Here is a 17711-nt window from a genome sequence, read left to right as displayed (position 1 = left end):
TGCACACTGACCAGGCCGGACAACGCGGGCAACTTCAGGACGGGAGCATGAAGCGCCCCTTGTGCGGGGAAGGTTTTCCGCCGCCGAACCATCGGGATGCGAAAGTCGCTCCATCATGACGGTGCCGGCGGGCGGTCGGTGCGAAAGCCACGCCAGGCGGGCATAGCCGCCCTTGTCGTTCATGCTGGTCAACATAGCACATCGATATCGATGCCACGCACAAATCCGGCCGTCAGGGAAAAGGGCGGTAGCGGCATGCAAAGCACGCGGCACCCCTTTGCCAACGGCCCGTGCCGCACGAAGCGGACACGGGCCGTCGAAGCGCGCCGCACCGGCGGTGCGGGCGGCGATTACTCCGCTGCCGGATGCACGCGGCTGTAGCGGTTCAGGATCGGAATCATCTGCGCGTAGATCTTCGGGTTCGCGGCGACGATCTCATGACGATGCAGGAAATCGGCGTCGCCCGTGTAGTTGCCGACGAGGCCGCCGGCCTCGGTGATCAGCAGGCTGCCCGCCGCCATGTCCCACACGTTGATGCCTTGCTCGAAGAATGCGTCGAGGCGACCGGCCGCGACGTTCGCGAGATCGAGCGCTGCCGCGCCCGGGCGGCGCAGGCCCGTGCAGGCCTGCGTCATTTCGGTGAAGAGGCGCGCGTATGCGTCGAGGCCGTCCTTTTCGCGGAACGGGAAGCCGGTGCCGACCAGCGCATCCGACAGGCGGTCGCGGCGGCCGACGCGGATACGGCGGTCGTTCAGGTACGCGCCGCGGCCACGCGTGGCCGTGAACAGGTCGTTCTTGTTCGGATCGTAGACGACGGCCTGCGTGACGACGCCCTTGTGCTCGAGCGCGATCGATACGCAGTAGTACGGGAAGCCGTGGATGAAGTTGGTCGTGCCGTCGAGCGGATCGATGATCCACTTGAATTCGGATTCGTTCTCCGATTCGCCCGATTCTTCCGCGAGGATCGCGTGGTCGGGGTAGGCGGTCTTCAGCGTCTCGATGATCGCCTCTTCGGCGGCCTTGTCCACTTCGGTGACGAAGTCGTTCTGCTGCTTCTTGCGGATCTCGATCAGGTCGAGATCGAGCGACGCGCGATTGATGATCTGTCCGGCGCGGCGCGCAGCCTTGACAGCGATATTGAGCATGGGATGCATGAGCCTGGATCCTGTAGCCGGCGGCACGGGCCGCCACGAAGTGGAACAACCGCCCGGAACGGCGCAAGCGTGCCGGGCGAGATGAGACGCGAATTGACAAAGAACGGGGTACGACCCGCGCCGCACGGTGTGCGACGCGTAAAGGCATGATTTTACCCGATTTTCGGCGGTTTCAGGCGACCGGAATGCGGGGAAACCCCCACTGGCCGTCCGGACGAGTGGGTTTGCGGGGGCGATGGCGATACCATACTGCCATTCTGATGAACCGAGTCGTATCGTAGTGGAAACCCCGCAGAACACCGCCGCGCCGTCCGGCGGCTTTACGTCAACCCGCTTCGTGCTCGTCGAGCCGAGCCATCCCGGCAATGTCGGGGCGGCCGCCCGCGCGCTGAAGACGATGGGCTTCTCGCGTCTCGTGCTGGTCGCGCCGCGCGTGCCGCACGTGCAGAGCGACCCCGAGGCGATCGCAATGGCCAGCGGCGCGGACGACGTCCTCGCGTCCGCGCACGTCGTGCCGACGCTCGGCGACGCGCTGTCCGGCGTCCACTGGTCGATCGCGCTGACCGCACGCACGCGCGAATACGGCCCGCCGCGCCTCGCGCCGCGCGCGGCCGCCACGCAAGCGTGCGCGCAGGTCGGCACGGGCGACATCGCGCTCGTGTTCGGCAACGAGCGCACCGGTCTCGCGAACGAGCATGTCGAGCAGTGCAGCGCGCTCGCGCATATCCCGGCGAACCCGGCCTACAGTTCGCTGAACCTGGCACAGGCCGTGCAAGTGCTCGCGTACGAACTGCGCGTCGCATTTCTCGAGCAGGCGAGCGAGCCGTCTGCGCAACCGTCGGCCGAGGTCGGCACGCTCGCGCAGAGCGACGAGATCGAGCGGATGTACGTGCATCTCGAGAATGCGTTGATCGCACTCGATTTCCTCGACCCGCGCAATCCGAAGAAACTGATGCCGCGGCTGCGGCGCCTGTTCGCGCGCACCGGCCTCGAGCGCGAGGAGGTCAATATCCTGCGCGGTGTCGCGAAGCACATCCTGCTGAAATCGGGCAAGCCCGACGGCGACGCGTAAGCGGTTGGCGTACCGGCAACCGGGCGTTCAAACATCGCTTCCCGACCGCCCGGCATGGCGTCGGCCGCCGGAATGGACGCGCTGGATCGGGAGCGTTGCGCCCGGCCGAATATCCCGCGAGCACCGCAGCAGCAAGCCTCCCGCCCGAATACCCGCGCCGCCGGCGGGGTGAACGCGCGGCCTCGTGCGGCCGTGCGCGACTGGCCCTACAATCGCCGGACGTCATAAGCAAATTACCCGGTGCGATAACGGCCGGTCATTGCCGGCGGTGCGCGCCGGCTTTTTCCCCCGATCAGATCATGTTCACGAGACTGCGCGAAGACGTTGCAACGATTCGCGAGCGGGATCCCGCCGCTCGCAGTGCCTGGGAAGTGCTGACCTGTTATCCGGGGCTGCATGCGCTCGTGCTGCACCGTTTCGCGCACGCATGCTGGCGTGCGAGGCGCTACTGGCTCGCGCGTTTCGCGTCGCAGGCCGGGCGGTTCCTGACGGGTATCGAAATCCACCCCGGCGCGACGATCGGCCGGCGCGTGTTCATCGATCACGGCATGGGTGTCGTGATCGGCGAAACGGCGATCATCGGCGACGACTGCACGATCTACCAGGGCGTGACGCTGGGCGGCACGTCGCTCACGCGCGGCGCGAAGCGCCACCCGACGCTCGAGGCCGGCGTGATCGTCGGCGCGGGCGCGAAGGTGCTCGGTGGTTTCACGGTCGGCGCGGGCGCGAAGATCGGTTCGAACGCGGTCGTCGTGAAGCCGGTGCCGGCGGGCGGGACGGCGGTCGGCAATCCGGCGCGCATCGTGATGCCGGCGCAGCCGAAGCCGCAGCCCGAACGCGCGGCGTTCTGCGCGTACGGGATCACGCCGAACGCGGACGATCCGATGTCGCTCGCGATTCACGGCCTGATCGACCACGCGGCGAAGGAAAGCCGCCGTGTCGACGAAATCGTCGCGGCGCTGGAGCGGCTCGGTACGCATCTGGAAACGCTGCAAGGCGCCGATGCGGCGCGCCTCGACCTGCGCAGGCTGTCGGCGGTGCTGGAAGGCAAGGCGGTCGAGCGCCAGACGTAATGAAATGAACGCCGACTGTTGCCGGTCAGTGCGACGGCAGCCGCAGCGTCAGTCGAGCGGCATCGCGTGGATGCCTTCCGCGTCGACGCGCAGGTAGCCGCCGCGCGGCGTGCCGTGATCGAGATCCCAGTCGGGCAGTACCCAGCGGATGCCACCCGGTTCCGCGTGGTGCGCAGGTCGGTGCGTGTGGCCGTGAATGATCACGGCCGCGCGGCTTTTCCGGAACAGCGCGGCCACGCCTTCGCGCGTGACATCGTAGATCGCCGAAGCAGGGCGCATCCGGCCCGCTTCGCTGTTCGAACGCATGCGCTGCGCGAGCGCGCGGCGCCAGCGCAGCGGCCACGCGAGAAACAGCCATTGCGCGGCCCGATTGCGTGCAAAGCGGCGGAACACCTGATAGCCGCGGTCGGCCGTGCATTGCGCGTCGCCGTGCGCGAGCACGATGCGTTGGCCGAACGCCATGATCAGTGAAGGGTCGGGCAACAGCATCGCGCCGGCTGCCTTCATGAAGCGCCGGCCGAGCAGGAAATCGCGGTTGCCGTGCATCACGTACAGCGCGATCCCGCGCTCCGAGAACGTGTGCATCAGCGCGGCCATGCGTGCCGCAAACGGATCGTCGTCGAGTATGTCGTCGCCGATCCAGTATTCGAACAGGTCGCCGAGGATGAACACCGAGTCGGCGCTGTCGGCGGTGTATTTCACGAAATGCTCGAAAGCGGCGACCGTCTTCGGAATCGCTTCGCTCAGGTGCAGATCGGAGAGAAACAGGAACGGGCGTGCGGCTTGCGCGTACTCGCGCTCGCCCGGCACGCCCGCGGAGACGCTTCGCGGCGGACTCTCCTGCAACATCGAAGTGCCTCCGTAACTTGCTGCGCGTCAGACCACGACGGCCTTTTCGATCACGACGTCGTCGGCCGGCACGTCCTGGTGGAAACCAGCGTTACCCGTCTTGACGCCCTTGATCTTGTCGACCACGTCCTGGCCTTCGACGACCTTGCCGAACACCGCGTAGCCCCAGCCCTGCGGCGTCGGCGACGAGTGGTTCAGGAAGTCGTTGTCGTTCACGTTGATGAAGAACTGGGCGGTTGCCGAGTGCGGATCGTTCGTGCGCGCCATCGCGACCGTGTAGTTGTCGTTCTTCAGGCCGTTGTTCGCCTCGTTGTCGATCGGCGCGTCGGTCGGCTTCTGCTTCAGGCCCGGCTCGAAGCCGCCGCCCTGGATCATGAAGCCTTTGATCACGCGATGGAACACGGTGCCGTCGTAGTGGCCCTTCTTCACGTAGTTCAGAAAGTTCTCGACCGTCTTCGGTGCCTTCTCGGCGTCGAGCTCGAGCTTGATCACGCCGTGGTTCGTATGCAGTTCAACCATGATGAATTCCTTCGATGAGGCGGTTTAAATGGCACGCGGCCGGTCGTGCGACGCGGCCGCGTGAGTCGCCGGACGTGCCGGCAGGTTCTTACTTCGAGACGATGCTGGCCGATTCGATCACGATCGGTTGCGCGGGCACGTCCTGCATCGGGCCGCGCGAAGTCGTCGCCACGCCTTCGATCTTCTTCACGACGTCGAGGCCCGACACGACCTTGCCGAACACCGCATAACCGTTGCCGTCCGGGTTCGGGTAGTCGAGGCCGCTGTTGTCCACCGTATTGATGAAGAACTGTGCGGTGGCCGAGTTCGGGTCGCTGGTGCGCGCCATCGCGATCGTGCCCGTCAGGTTCTTCAGACCATTGCGGCTCTCCAGCGGGATCGGCGCGCGGGTCGGCTTTTCCTCGAAGTTGGTCTTGTAGCCGCCGCCCTGGATCATGAAGCCCTTGATCACGCGATGGAAGATCGTGCCGTTGTACTGGCCGGCCTTCACGTAATCGAGGAAGTTGGCGACGGACTTCGGCGCCTTCTCCGGGTAGAGCTCGACTCGGATGTCGCCCTGCGAGGTCTTCAGCTGCACGACGGGGTGCGCGGTAGCCGATTGCGCAAACGCGGGCGCAGTCGCGAGAAGGGCGGCGCCGCCAAGCGCCAGCAACAGACGTTTCATTGCGATCCTCAGGTTGGGAGGGAAAGGGAGGCCGCGCCGCTTATTGCGACGGCGCGACGTACGGCGCCGCCAGTGCGCCCGACGGACCGTTGAACTGGAACGTCGGCGACATCGGCAGCGTGGTGGTGCTCACGTTCGCGGCTGCGCGGTCGGTGTAGTCGCGCGTTGCCGGCGCGGCCGAGCGGGCGTTCGGCGCGGCCTTCGGCGGCGACACGATCTTCTGCAGGTCGGCGAGGCGCTGGGCGGTCGCGCCGCTCGTGCGGCCGAGCGATTGCGCGCGCTTGTACGACTCGGCCGCGAGGCGCAGGTACAGGTCGCCGAGGTTCTCGTACGCGAGCGAGTAGCTCGGGTTCGATTGCGTTGCCGTGACGAGCGCGGTGCGCGCTTCGTCGTAGCGGCCGTGCTTCGCATAGAGCGCCGCGAGGTTGTTGTACGGCTCGGGCAGTTCGGGGTACGCCTGCGTGATCGCGACGAACTGCTGGATCGCGTCGTCGTCGCGGTTCAGGCGGGCCAGCACGGTGCCGCGCTTGAACTGCGCCTGCACGTCGTGCGGGTTCGACGCGATGCGTGCGTCGAGCTGCGCGAGCGCCTGCTTCCACTGCTTGCCGGCGATGGACGAGTCGATTTCTGGGGTGCCGTCGGCGGTCGCCGGGGCCTTCTGCGCATGCGCCGCGGGGGCCGCGAAAAGCGTCAGCGCGACGCCCATGACGGTGGTCGCAACGAGGGTCGCAGCGCTCTGCGCGCGGCCGCGATGAGGTTTCATAGGCGTAAATCGGAATGTTATACTCCGAGCCATTCTAACAAAACGTCTGTGCGTTCCGGCGAGCCGCAGACAGTCTTTCTTTGCCTCTCGTGGCCGTCACCGCTGTGCTTGCAGCCTGACCGCCCCATGTGATACGAGGACGCTCGGCCTGGCGCCGCAGCAGATGGTCCGTCCGTGTCGCATGCTGGGCGAGCTTCGCCAGGGCGGTTTCCTTCGGCTCACGGTTCATCTCTATGGAATCACTGCGCATCTACAACACGCTCGCGCGTGACAAGCAAGTCTTCGTGCCGCGCCATTCCGGCGAAGTGCGGATGTACGTATGCGGGATCACCGTCTACGACTATTGTCACGTGGGCCACGCGCGCATGCTGGTCGTGTTCGACCTCGTCCAGCGCTGGTTGCGTGCGATCGGTTATCGGGTCACGTATGTGCGCAACATCACCGACATCGACGACAAGATCATCCGCCGCGCGGTCGAGAACGGCGAGACGATCAAGTCGCTGACCGACCGGTTCATCGGCGCGATGCACGAGGACGAAAGCGCACTCGGCATCCAGCGGCCCGACATCGAGCCGCGCGCGACGCAATTCATTCCGCAGATGCTCGGCATGATCGAGACGCTCGAATCGAACGGCTACGCGTATCAGGCGACCGACGGCGACGTCAATTACTCGGTGCGCAAGTTCGCGAACTACGGGAAGCTGTCGGGCAAGTCGCTCGACGATCTTCGCGCGGGCGAGCGTGTCGCCGCGAACGACGCGAAGGAAGATCCGCTCGATTTCGTGTTGTGGAAACGCGCGAAGCCGGAAGATCCGGAAGGCGCGTCGTGGGCGTCGAAGTACGGGATGGGCCGCCCGGGCTGGCACATCGAGTGCTCGGCGATGGGCTGCACGTTGCTCGGCGAACATTTCGACATCCACGGCGGCGGGCAGGATCTGCAGTTCCCGCACCACGAGAACGAGATCGCGCAGAGCGAGGGCGCCACCGGCCAGACGTTCGTCAACTACTGGTTGCACAACGGCTTCGTGCAGGTCGACAACGAGAAGATGTCGAAATCGCTCGGCAACTTCTTCACGATCCGCGAAGTGCTCGAGCGGTACGACGCCGAGGTCATGCGCTTCTTCATCGTGCGCACGCACTACCGGTCGCCGCTCAACTACAGCGACGTGCATCTCGACGATGCGCGCGCGTCGCTCACGCGCCTCTATACCGCGCTGAAGGATGTCGAGGCCGACACGCTCGCGCTCGACTGGAACGAGCCGCACGCGCAGCGTTTCGCGGCCGCGATGAACGACGACTTCAACACGCCGGTCGCGGTGGCGACGCTGTTCGAGCTGGCGGGCGAGGTGAACCGCACGCGCGACGCGTCGCTTGCGCGGCAACTGAAACAGCTGGCAGGCCTGCTCGGCCTGCTGGGCCGCGAACCGCGCGCGTTCCTGCAGCAGGCGTCTGGCGCCGCGCAGGCGGGCGCGCTCGCCGCCGACGAGATCGAAGCGAAGATCGCCGCGCGCGTCGCGGCGAAGCAAGCGAAAGACTATGCCGAAGCGGATCGGATCCGGGCGGAACTGCTCGAGGCCGGTATCGCACTTGAAGACAAACCGGGCGGATCGACCGAATGGCGTCGCGTATGAGCGCGGTGCGTTCCACTGACCGATCCGTCAGGTAGGAGGCAAGATGGCAACGGCCAGAAAAGCGCCGGTCAGGCGCGCGACCCCGGTCGCCGCGCGTCCGGCAGCCAAGCGTGCGCCAGCGGCAAAGGCGGACGCGACGCGCGCCGTGCCGACCGGCGCGCTCAACGGTCATGCGCAGCCGGCGGCGACGCTGCCGGCCGCCGACGCGGCTCGCAAGACGCGCGTGTCCGACGCCGACGGCGCGGAGGTGATCGTGCGTCCAGCGTACTGGGACAAGGCGTGCGCCGACCTCGTCAAGCGCGACCGGATCATGAAGAAACTGATCCCGAAGTTCGGTCCCGCGCATCTCGTGAAGCGTGGCGATCCGTTCGTCACGCTCGCGCGCTCGGTCGTCGGCCAGCAGATTTCGGTTCCATCCGCGCAGTCGCTGTGGGCGCGCATCGAGGACGCCTGTCCGAAGCTCGCGCCGCAACCGGTGATCCGGCTCGGCGCGGACAAGCTGATCGCATGCGGGCTGTCGAAGCGCAAGACGGAATACATCCTCGATCTCGCCCAGCATTTCGTGTCGGGTGCGCTGCACGTCGACAAATGGACGTCGATGGACGACGAGGACGTGATCGCGGAACTCACGCAGATCCGCGGCATCAGCCGCTGGACGGCCGAGATGTTCCTGATCTTCAACCTGTCGCGGCCGGACGTGCTGCCGCTCGACGATCCTGGCCTGATCCGCGCGATCAGCGTTAATTATTTCAGCGGGGAACCCGTCACGCGCAGCGAGGCGCGCGAGGTCGCTGCCAACTGGGAGCCGTGGCGCACCGTCGCGACCTGGTATATGTGGCGCAGCCTCGATGCGCCCGACGCCGACGCCTGAGCGGCGGCTATCGGGTTTTAAACATCAATAGTTGAGAGCCGGTTTTGAGTGTCGCCCGCGCGGGTAGAATACGCGCTGCCGCAAGACCCAAGGATTCGAACACATGAAGACCACGTTTCTGGATTTCGAACAGCCGATCGCCGAACTCGAGGCCAAGATCGAAGAGCTGCGATTCGTGCAGGACGACTCGGCTGTCGATATTTCGGAAGAAATCGAGCGGCTGTCGAAGAAAAGCCAGCAACTGACGAAAGACCTCTACGCGAACCTGTCGCCGTGGCAGGTTTCGCAGATTGCGCGGCATCCGCAGCGTCCGTACACGCTCGACTACGTCGCGGAACTGTTTACCGATTTCCACGAGCTGCATGGCGACCGCGCGTTCGCGGACGATCTGTCGATCGTCGGCGGCCTCGCGCGCTTCGGCGGCCATCCGTGCATGGTGATCGGCCACCAGAAGGGCCGCGACACGAAGGAACGCGCGGCGCGCAACTTCGGGATGCCGCGTCCGGAAGGCTATCGGAAGGCCGAACGCCTGATGCGTCTCGCCGAGAAGTTCGGGCTGCCGATCTTCACGTTCGTCGACACGCCGGGCGCGTACCCGGGCATCGGCGCGGAAGAGCGCGGCCAGTCGGAGGCGATCGGCCGCAACCTGTACGTGATGGCCGAGTTGAAGACGCCGATCATCACGACGGTGATCGGCGAGGGCGGTTCGGGCGGCGCGCTCGCGATCGCCGTGGCCGACACCGTGATGATGCTGCAGTTCTCGACCTACTCGGTGATCTCGCCGGAAGGCTGCGCGTCGATCCTGTGGAAGAGCGCCGCGAAGGCGCCCGAAGCAGCGGAAGCGCTGGGCCTGACCGCACACCGCCTGAAGGCGCTCGGCCTGATCGACAAGATCATCAACGAGCCGCTTGGCGGCGCGCATCGCGATCCGAAGGGCATGGCCGCGCTGCTGCGCCGCGCGCTCGCCGATTCGCTGCGCCAGTTCCAGGGCATGAGCATCGATGCGGTGCGCGAGCGCCGTTTCGAGCGCCTGATGGCCTACGGCAAGTTCAAGGAAACCACGCCGGGCGCATGACCGGCCGCGTGTTCATTTCGCGCGCCGCTGCGCGCGCGTCCGTCTCGTGATCCCACCGACCGAATTCTCCGCCGACCGCGTCGTACTCGACGCGGTCGGCGTTGCGCTTTCCGGCATGCCGCCCGATGCGCGTATCGCGATCGCCTACAGCGGCGGCCTCGATTCCACGGTGCTGCTCGACGCGGCCGTCCGTGTCGCGGGTGCGTCGCGCTGTGTCGCGCTGCACGTGCATCACGGCCTGAGCGCGAACGCCGACGCGTGGGTCGCGCATGCCGAAGCGAGCGCGGCCCGGCTCGGCGTCGAATTCGAAGCGACGCGGGTCGACGTGCCGCGCGACAGCGGCCTCGGTATCGAGGCGAGTGCGCGCGAGCAGCGCTATGCGGCACTCGACGCGATGTGCGAACGTCACGGTGCGGCCACGCTGTGGCTGGCGCAGCATGCGGACGACCAGGCCGAGACCGTGTTGCTGCAGCTGTTGCGTGGCGCGGGGATCGCGGGGCTTGCTGCGATGGCGCCGCGTTACCGGCCCGACGGCGTGAGCGTCGAGCGCGTGCGTCCGTTGCTGCGGCTGTTGCGCGCACAACTTGAGCGCTATGCGGCGCAGCACGAGCTTGCGTGGATCGACGACGAATCGAACGGCGATACGCGTTATGCGCGCAATGCGCTGCGCATCGATGTGCTGCCGGCACTGGCCGTGCATTTCCCGGGCTTTCGCGATGCGCTCGGTCGCGCGGCCCAGCATGCGGCCGCCGCGCAGCGGCTGCTCGACGATCTGGCCGAACTGGATTTCGCCGTTGCCGCGCGCGATGACGGGCACGCGCTGTCGCGCGAGTCGCTGGTCGCGTTCGACGACACGCGCGGCGCGAACCTGCTGCGCTTCTGGATGCGCCGGCTCGGCTTGCCGGGCGCGTCGGCCGCCCGGCTCGCCAACATGATGCGGCAGTTGCGCGCCGCGCACGATGCCCATGCGCTGCGCGTCGACCATGCGGGGCAGTGCCTGCGGCTCTATCGCGATGTCGTCTACTGGGAAGCGGGCGACAGCGCCGAACCGGCCGACGACGGCACGGGCACGCCGCACCCGGAAGCGGCGCTCGCGTGGGACGGGCAGGAAGTCTGGCACTTGCCGGGATGGCGCGGCACGTTCGTGTTCGCGCCGGCCGATGCGGAAAGCGCCGGCGCGGTACCGGAGGCGCTGCTGCGCGGCGCGCGGCTGGCCGTGCGCGCCCGGGCGGGCGGCGAGCGGATGCGCACGTCGCCGGGCGGGCCGGGCCGGACGCTGAAGAACCTGTTCCAGGAGCGCGGCGTGCCTGCCTGGCAGCGCGACGTGCCGCTGCTGTTCGCGGGCGACCGGCTGATTTACGTGCCGCGGCTCGGCGTGAACCGCGACGTCGGCGGGTCCGACGGCGGGGTGTCCGGCGACGGCGCGTGGCGCCGGATCGAATGGCGTCCCGACCTGCTGATCGCGTAACCGCGGGCAGGCTTCCGGCGGCGCGATAGCGTGCCCATTTTCACCATTTGGTAAACAGCGCCGGAACGGCCGCGGACACGGCGGGCGGCTTGTCAAGCGGGCTTCTATCGGGTACGCTCGGACGTTTGCTCGGCTCGATTTTTGAGCGATTTGTGCAGGTTTTCCGCGTGACGTACCCGGTTTGCGCGGCCTGATCGGCCTTCCGGGCAAAATCCGTCACGCTTGCGCGTTGCGTCCCAGCCGTCTCCCTCGTCGTCCGTCCACAGCCACAAGCCGCGTGACCGAACGGCACCGCGGCCTGCCCAGCGCGCCCGTGCGGTTTCTCCTCCAGTTCAGAACGACAATGGCACTCATCGTACACAAATACGGCGGCACTTCGATGGGCTCGGTCGAGCGCATCAAGAACGTCGCGAAACGCGTCGCAAAATGGCATCAGGCCGGGCACCAGATGGTGGTCGTGCCTTCGGCGATGTCCGGCGAAACCAACCGTCTGCTCGGTCTTGCGAAAGAGATTTCGAGCCAGCCGAGCCCGCGTGAGCTCGACATGATCGCGTCGACCGGCGAGCAGGTCAGCGTCGGCCTGCTGTCGATCGCGCTGCAGGAAATCGGCGTCGAGGCCGTGAGCTATGCGGGCTGGCAAGTCCCGATCAAGACCGACAGCGCATTCACGAAAGCGCGCATTCACTCGATCGACGACGAGCGCGTGAAGGCCGATCTGAACGCCGGCAAGGTCGTGATCATCACGGGCTTCCAGGGCGTCGATCCGGACGGTCACATCACGACGCTGGGCCGTGGCGGCTCGGACACGTCGGCGGTGGCGGTCGCGGCTGCACTGGGTGCCGAAGAGTGCCTGATCTATACGGACGTCGACGGCGTGTACACGACCGATCCGCGAGTCGTCGAAGAGGCGCGGCGCCTCGATCGCGTGACGTTCGAGGAGATGCTGGAAATGGCCAGCCTCGGCTCGAAGGTCCTGCAGATCCGCTCGGTCGAATTCGCCGGCAAATTCCAGGTGAAGACGCGCGTGCTGTCGAGCCTGACCGATCCGCTGATTGCGCTCGACGAAGAAATGCGCTCGGGCACCCTGATTACTTTTGAAGAAGACGAGACCATGGAAAAGGCAGTCATTTCCGGCATCGCGTTCCAGCGCGACGAAGCACGCATTGCTGTGATGGGCGTGCCCGACAAGCCGGGCATCGCGTATCAGATCCTCGGCCCGGTCGCCGACGCGAACGTCGACGTCGACATGATCATCCAGAACCAGAGCGTCGAGGGCAAGACGGACTTCACGTTCACGGTCGGCCGCGGCGATTACCAGAAGGCGATGGACATCCTCACCAACCAGGTGAAGGGCCATGTGAATGCCGAGCAGGTGCAGGGCGATCCGAAGGTGTCGAAGGTGTCGGTCGTCGGCGTCGGCATGCGTTCGCACGTGGGCGTCGCGAGCAAGATGTTCCGCACGCTGTCGGAAGAGGGCATCAACATCCAGATGATCTCGACGTCCGAAATCAAGATTTCGGTGCTGATCGACGAGAAATACATGGAGTTGGCCGTCCGCGCGCTGCACAAGGCGTTCGAACTCGACCAGGCTTGATGAAATTTTCGTGATGCGATGACGAAATTGCATCACGGAAATTGACGCGCGGTTCGAAACCCTATACTATTTCGTTCTCGTCGCACTGCCTCCCTGGTGCGAGCGAAAGTTTGGGAGACGTGGCCGAGAGGTCGAAGGCACTCCCCTGCTAAGGGAGCATCTGGGCCAAAACCTGGATCGAGGGTTCGAATCCCTCCGTCTCCGCCAAAAGCGGTGACAAAGCCCCGCAAGTTCTCGGACTTGCGGGGCTTTTTCTTTTCCGCGGCAGCATGTGCCCCGCATTCGATGCTGCTGGATCGCGTTCGCGGGCGGCTCGGTCGGTGCAGCCGATCAAGGCAATGAGTGCTCGACTTGGCGGGCGGTAATGCGCTACATATCACCTATCGTTTGGCACGACTCTAGGTGACGCTCTTGGCCAGCCCGCATTCCGTTCTGACTGTTCTTTCCCATCGCCCTGTCGACGGACTGGTCGATAACCACGAGCGTTATGCGCGGCTGCACGGCTACCGGCATGCGACGGTTGACGGCATGCACGTGTACGGCGAGCGCCAGCAGGTGCTGCACAAGTACCACACGATCATCGCGCAGCTCGTCGCGATGGAGCCGGGCGCATTGCTGCTCGTGCTCGATCCGTTCTCCGTCGTGTTCGATCCGCACGCGCTGCCCGATGTCGCGCACGGTTACGACGCAATCGTCACCACGCAGACGCCGAAGTCTGCACTGCCCGCCGCAAGCGGGATGATCTTCCGCAACGTACCCGACGTGCGCGAGCGGTTGCGCAAGCTGGTGGTCGAGCTGGGCAAGTGGGCGATGCGCCTTCCGGAGCGGCAGCATGCGTGCGAGGCGACGCTGCTTGCGGAGTGCTTTCCGCCGCTGCCGTTCGACGTGCCGCTCGCGAACGGCCATTTCCCGTCGGTACAGACGATCTGGGCTGACGGGCTCGCGATCGACTCGATCGCTGGCGTGCGGCCGCTCGTTGCGCACAACGCGCCCGAATGGCGGCAGGTGGACGACGGGTGGGCGCCGGCAGCCGACTACGACTTCCGCTATGTGATCGCGCTCGTCGACGATGCCGAACGTTACCAGCGCGGCGATCGCACGCGTGCAATTGATGCCTGGCAGGCCGCGCAGCGGCGCACGCGCGATGCGGAGCGGCACGTGAATCCTCACGCGCAGGTGGCGTTCGTGAGCCTGCATACATCGCATATCGCGGGCTACGGTGACCTGCACGAGGAGAACTTCGTGCGCTACTGCACGCGGCACGGCTACGCTTACCACGCCTATCGCGAAGCGCCCGCATTTCTGCCGGCCGGCATCAATGCGAACTGGGCGAAGCTGCACCTGATACGCGAACATCTGCCGCATCATGCGTTCGTGTTCTGGGTCGATGCGGACATCCTGGCGATCGACCAGAGTCAGACCATCGACAGCACGATCGACGGTCGCGACTTCGTGATCGGCACCGATCACACGGCCTGGGCGATCAACTCTTGCATGATCGGCGTGCGTAACGTCGCGCCGATGCGCGAACTGGTCGAGCGCATTTGCGCGAGAATCGAGAGTTTCGGCGATCGTTCGTCGGTCTACGCGAGCGGCGGCGATCAGCAGGCGATCTATGTGGAGATGCTGGCGTCCGGCATGATCGATGCGCGCCATATCGTCGATGCGATGACGCTCGCGTCATCGCCGGTTTATGCGACGCGCAACAGCCGTTTCGTCCATTTTCCCGCGCAACACAATCACTATCGCGCGGTGACGATGCGCGTCTGGGACCGGCTGAGTCACCAGCGTTAGCGGCGGGAACAGGAGCGATGCATGCCGCGACCCTAAGCAGGGGAGCGGGCATTCGCTCGATCCGCATCGGTCAAAGCTGATTGAAATAAAAATGAAAGTATCGTTGTAAGGTTTGAGGCGCCGGACGATTGCCGTCGCGCGTAGCCTCAACCAGCATGCTCCGACCCTCCGGAACGATGCGCTCACGTCAAAATTGCGGCACTGCGTCGATTTGCGCAGCGGACGTCGCCGCGGAACACAAAAAATTACTCAATTAAATCAGCAGCATGGCTCGACGCCCAAAAATCGATGCTCTGTTGCGCTGCAGAAAATAATCAATCGCTTTATGCTCGTTAACCCGATCGCGATTGAGCGGCATCAAGCTTCGTCATGATGCCTCTTTACATTTTCCCAACATCGATGATTCACGAAATCTACCTGACGATTTGATTTCGTTTCTTACGTTTCGCCTGTCTCAAATGCAGTGTGCGACATCCTCAAGGCCTTGTTGAAATGCACGATTTCCCCTTCCTGAGCCTGGCCATCTGGGTTCCGATCCTGTTCGGCGTGTGCCTGCTGCGCGCCGGTTCCGATCAACATCCACGCCGTACTCGACTGATCGCGCTCGTCGGCGCGTTGGCCGGGTTTGCCGCCATCGTCCCGCTGGTCGCCGGTTTCGAGTCGCACTCGGCCGCGATGCAGTTTGTCGAAAGCCGTGACTGGCTGGCGGCGTTCAATTCCGGATGGCGGGTCGGCATCGACGGCGCGTCGCTGTGGCTCGTCGTGCTGACCGCATTCACGACGGTCGTGGTGGTGGTCGCGTCGTGGGAATCGGTCACGGTGCGTGTCGCGCAGTACTACGCGTCGTTCCTGATCCTGTCGGGGCTGATGGTCGGCGTGTTCGTCGCACAGGACGGGCTGCTGTTCTTCATCTTCTTCGAAGCGACGCTGATCCCGCTTTACCTGCTGATCGGTACGTGGGGGCGGGAGCGTCGCGTGTACGCGGCCGTGAAGTTCTTCTTCATCTCGTTCGCCGGCTCGCTGCTGTTGCTGATGGCGATGCTGTACCTGTACGCGCAATCGCATACGTTCGACATGGCCGTGTGGCGCACGCTGCAGCTCGGCTTCGCGCCGCAGTTGCTGGTGTTCCTCGGCTTCTTCGCCGCGTTCGCGGTCAAGGTGCCGATGTGGCCGGTCCACACGTGGTTGAGCGACGTCTACACGGACGGCCCGACGGGTGCCGCGCTGATGCTCGCGATGCTCAAGCTCGGCGGCTACGGGTTCCTGCGCTTCGCGCTGCCGATCACGCCTGACGCGAGCCACTTCTTCGCGCCGGCCGTGATCGCGCTGTCGCTGTTCGCGATCGTCTATGCGAGCCTGATCGCGCTCGCGCAGACCGATCTCGGCAAGCTGCTCGCGTATTCGACGGTCGCGCACATGGGGATCGTCACGCTCGGGCTGTTCCTGTTCAACCGGATCGGTATCGAAGGCGCGATCGTGCAGCTCGTGTCGTACGGGTTCGTCGCGGGCGCGATGCTGCTTTGCGTGAACGTGCTCGTCGATCGCACGAAGCAGCGCGAGATCGCCGCGTACGGCGGCGTGGCGGGCGTGATGCCGCGTTTCGCGACCTTCACGCTGCTGTTCGCGATGGCCAACGTCGGCCTGCCGGGCACGTCGGGGTTCGTCGGCGAGTTCATGGTCATCATGGGCGCGATCCGCTTCAACTTCTGGATCGGCGCCATCGCGGCGCTGACGTTGATCCTCAGCGCGTCGTACACGCTGTGGATGCTCAAGCGCGTCGTGTTCGGCAAGGTCTCGAGCGAGCGGATCGCGAAGCTCGCCGACCTGAACCGTCGCGAGATCGTGATGTTCGGGTCGCTCGCGCTGATCGTGCTGATGGTCGGCATCTATCCGAAGCCGTTCACCGACGCAATCGATCCGACCGTGACGCGGCTGATCGAAGACGCCAGCCGGTCGAAAGTGCCGGCCGGGGACAGCCCCGTGCAGCCGCAGCCGTCTTACATGGCATCGTCGCACGACTGATCGCCCAGGCGTCGCGCACGGCGGGTGCATCGCACGACGATGCACCCGTTGCGCACGCATCGATCGCGGTCCGGCGCAGGGTTCGCCGGGCCGGCGTTCGGCTGCGTGAAATTGCCCCGCGACAATGTGTCTCACGGCAGATTTTGCAATGATGATTTGCCGCATCCACCGGTTTTTCATCGCACTCGCGCGACGTATGATGCGGCCACTTTCGTGGATCGAATGCGCATCGGGCATACGCAAACGAATTCAATGACCCTCGGGCTGTGTGATGAAAAGAAGAGCTTCAAGAGGCTGGTCGGCGCTGATGTCAATCGGCGCGGCGCTAAGCCTGTCAGGCTGTAATTTAGATGTACTAAATCCGAAAGGAAGCGTGGGCGCTGCCGAAAAGGCGCTGATCGCGACGTCCACCTGGGCGATGCTGATCGTCGTCGTGCCGGTGATCCTGCTCACGCTGTGGTTCGCGTGGCGTTATCGCGCATCGAACCGCAACGCAACCTACGCGCCGAACTGGTCGCACTCGACCGCGATCGAAGTCGTGATCTGGACGGTGCCGACGCTGATCATCCTGTTCCTCGGCGTGCTCACGTGGAAGACCACGCACGAGCTCGACCCGTACAAGCCGCTCGAGTCGTCGGTGAAGCCGATCGACGTCGAGGTCGTCGCGCTCGACTGGAAATGGCTGTTCATCTATCCGGAACTCGGCATCGCGTCGGTGAACCAGCTCGCGATTCCGGTCGGCACGCCGGTGAACTTCCGCATCACGTCGGATTCGGTGATGAACTCGTTCTTCATCCCGCAGCTCGGCGGCCAGGTCTATGCGATGGCCGGCATGCAGACGCGCCTGCACCTGATCGCCGACGAACCCGGCGACTTCGCGGGTACGTCCGCCAACTTCAGCGGCCGCGGTTTCTCCGACATGAAGTTCCGCACGCTCGCCGAGCCGCGCGAACAGTTCGACGCCTGGGTGCAGAAGGTGAAGGCGTCGCCGGACCGGCTCGACGCGACCGTGTACGGCACCGTCGCGCAGCCGAGCGAGAAGGCGCCCGTGCGCTACTTCTCGTCGGTCGATCCGCGGCTCTTCCACAACATCATCGCGAAATACAACGATGGCCACGTCCTCGACCTGAAGGACGCCGCCTGCGGCACGAAGGGGTAACGC

General features: G+C 65.3%; 15 protein-coding genes and 1 tRNA gene. 11 read left to right on the top strand and 5 right to left on the bottom strand.

All coding sequences use genetic code 11. The features are described from left to right. Positions 1-350: 350 nt before the first annotated feature. Positions 351-1154: an inositol monophosphatase family protein gene (locus tag ACTRWB_RS22485; protein ID WP_048248720.1), complete on the bottom strand. Its 804-nt coding sequence runs from the start codon at positions 1152-1154 to the stop codon at positions 351-353. A 235-nt stretch (positions 1155-1389) separates the two neighbouring features. Here ACTRWB_RS22485 and ACTRWB_RS22480 point away from each other — a divergent pair, with 235 nt between their 5' ends. Together ACTRWB_RS22480 and cysE are read left to right on the top strand one after the other, a co-directional pair. Next, the gene (locus ACTRWB_RS22480) at positions 1390-2226 is read left to right on the top strand and encodes an RNA methyltransferase (RefSeq protein ID WP_446903250.1); all 837 of its coding nucleotides are present in this window, start codon (positions 1390-1392) and stop codon (positions 2224-2226) included. Between the two features lie 299 nt (positions 2227-2525). After that, complete coding sequence (gene cysE / locus ACTRWB_RS22475) at positions 2526-3299, top strand: serine O-acetyltransferase (protein WP_446903249.1); 774 nt, start codon at positions 2526-2528, stop codon at positions 3297-3299. 48 nt (positions 3300-3347) lie between these two features. On the opposite strand, the gene ACTRWB_RS22470 is transcribed toward cysE, so the two are convergent. The 4 genes from ACTRWB_RS22470 to ACTRWB_RS22455 all read right to left on the bottom strand — a co-directional run bounded on the left by ACTRWB_RS22470 (position 3348) and on the right by ACTRWB_RS22455 (position 6094). Continuing rightward, entirely contained in the window at positions 3348-4148 is an 801-nt protein-coding gene (locus ACTRWB_RS22470) for a UDP-2,3-diacylglucosamine diphosphatase (protein ID WP_419684365.1), read from the bottom strand. Between the two features lie 27 nt (positions 4149-4175). Then, the gene (locus ACTRWB_RS22465; protein WP_048248715.1) at positions 4176-4667 is read right to left on the bottom strand and encodes a peptidylprolyl isomerase; all 492 of its coding nucleotides are present in this window, start codon (positions 4665-4667) and stop codon (positions 4176-4178) included. An 88-nt stretch (positions 4668-4755) separates the two neighbouring features. Beyond that, positions 4756-5331 (bottom strand): peptidylprolyl isomerase, encoded by a 576-nt coding sequence (locus ACTRWB_RS22460; RefSeq protein WP_031399425.1) that lies wholly within the window; start codon positions 5329-5331, stop codon positions 4756-4758. Positions 5332-5371: 40 nt separating this feature from the next. Beyond that, positions 5372-6094, bottom strand: coding sequence for a tetratricopeptide repeat protein (locus ACTRWB_RS22455; RefSeq protein ID WP_164991958.1), 723 nt, complete (start codon positions 6092-6094; stop codon positions 5372-5374). Between the two features lie 233 nt (positions 6095-6327). Here ACTRWB_RS22455 and cysS point away from each other — a divergent pair, with 233 nt between their 5' ends. The 9 genes from cysS (at position 6328) to cyoA (ending at position 17708) form a co-directional block, all read left to right on the top strand. Beyond that, positions 6328-7725 carry a cysteine--tRNA ligase gene (gene cysS, locus ACTRWB_RS22450; RefSeq protein WP_446903248.1) on the top strand — a complete coding sequence of 466 codons (1398 nt, stop codon included), beginning with the start codon at positions 6328-6330 and terminating at the stop codon, positions 7723-7725. 43 nt (positions 7726-7768) lie between these two features. Then, complete coding sequence (locus ACTRWB_RS22445) at positions 7769-8596, top strand: DNA-3-methyladenine glycosylase family protein (RefSeq protein WP_193098663.1); 828 nt, start codon at positions 7769-7771, stop codon at positions 8594-8596. A 103-nt stretch (positions 8597-8699) separates the two neighbouring features. Continuing rightward, complete coding sequence (locus tag ACTRWB_RS22440; RefSeq protein WP_048248707.1) at positions 8700-9671, top strand: acetyl-CoA carboxylase carboxyltransferase subunit alpha; 972 nt, start codon at positions 8700-8702, stop codon at positions 9669-9671. Positions 9672-9717: 46 nt separating this feature from the next. After that, positions 9718-11139, top strand: coding sequence for a tRNA lysidine(34) synthetase TilS (tilS, locus tag ACTRWB_RS22435; RefSeq protein ID WP_446903247.1), 1422 nt, complete (start codon positions 9718-9720; stop codon positions 11137-11139). 343 nt (positions 11140-11482) lie between these two features. Beyond that, the gene (locus ACTRWB_RS22430; protein ID WP_048248705.1) at positions 11483-12733 is read left to right on the top strand and encodes an aspartate kinase; all 1251 of its coding nucleotides are present in this window, start codon (positions 11483-11485) and stop codon (positions 12731-12733) included. A 113-nt stretch (positions 12734-12846) separates the two neighbouring features. Then, positions 12847-12940: transfer RNA gene (locus tag ACTRWB_RS22425), tRNA-Ser, on the top strand. Positions 12941-13144: 204 nt separating this feature from the next. Continuing rightward, positions 13145-14527 carry a hypothetical protein gene (locus ACTRWB_RS22420; RefSeq protein ID WP_446903246.1) on the top strand — a complete coding sequence of 461 codons (1383 nt, stop codon included), beginning with the start codon at positions 13145-13147 and terminating at the stop codon, positions 14525-14527. A 492-nt stretch (positions 14528-15019) separates the two neighbouring features. Then, positions 15020-16549, top strand: a complete 1530-nt coding sequence (locus tag ACTRWB_RS22415) for a complex I subunit 4 family protein (RefSeq protein ID WP_048248701.1) — start codon at positions 15020-15022, stop codon at positions 16547-16549. Between the two features lie 271 nt (positions 16550-16820). Beyond that, positions 16821-17708 carry a ubiquinol oxidase subunit II gene (cyoA, locus tag ACTRWB_RS22410; RefSeq protein WP_343494650.1) on the top strand — a complete coding sequence of 296 codons (888 nt, stop codon included), beginning with the start codon at positions 16821-16823 and terminating at the stop codon, positions 17706-17708. The last annotated feature ends 3 nt before the right edge of the window (positions 17709-17711 follow it).

The organism is Burkholderia sp. YIM B11467 (assembly GCF_052952715.1).
Note: the sequence above shows the minus strand (reverse complement) of the source record. Positions and strands in the feature narration are given on the sequence as shown.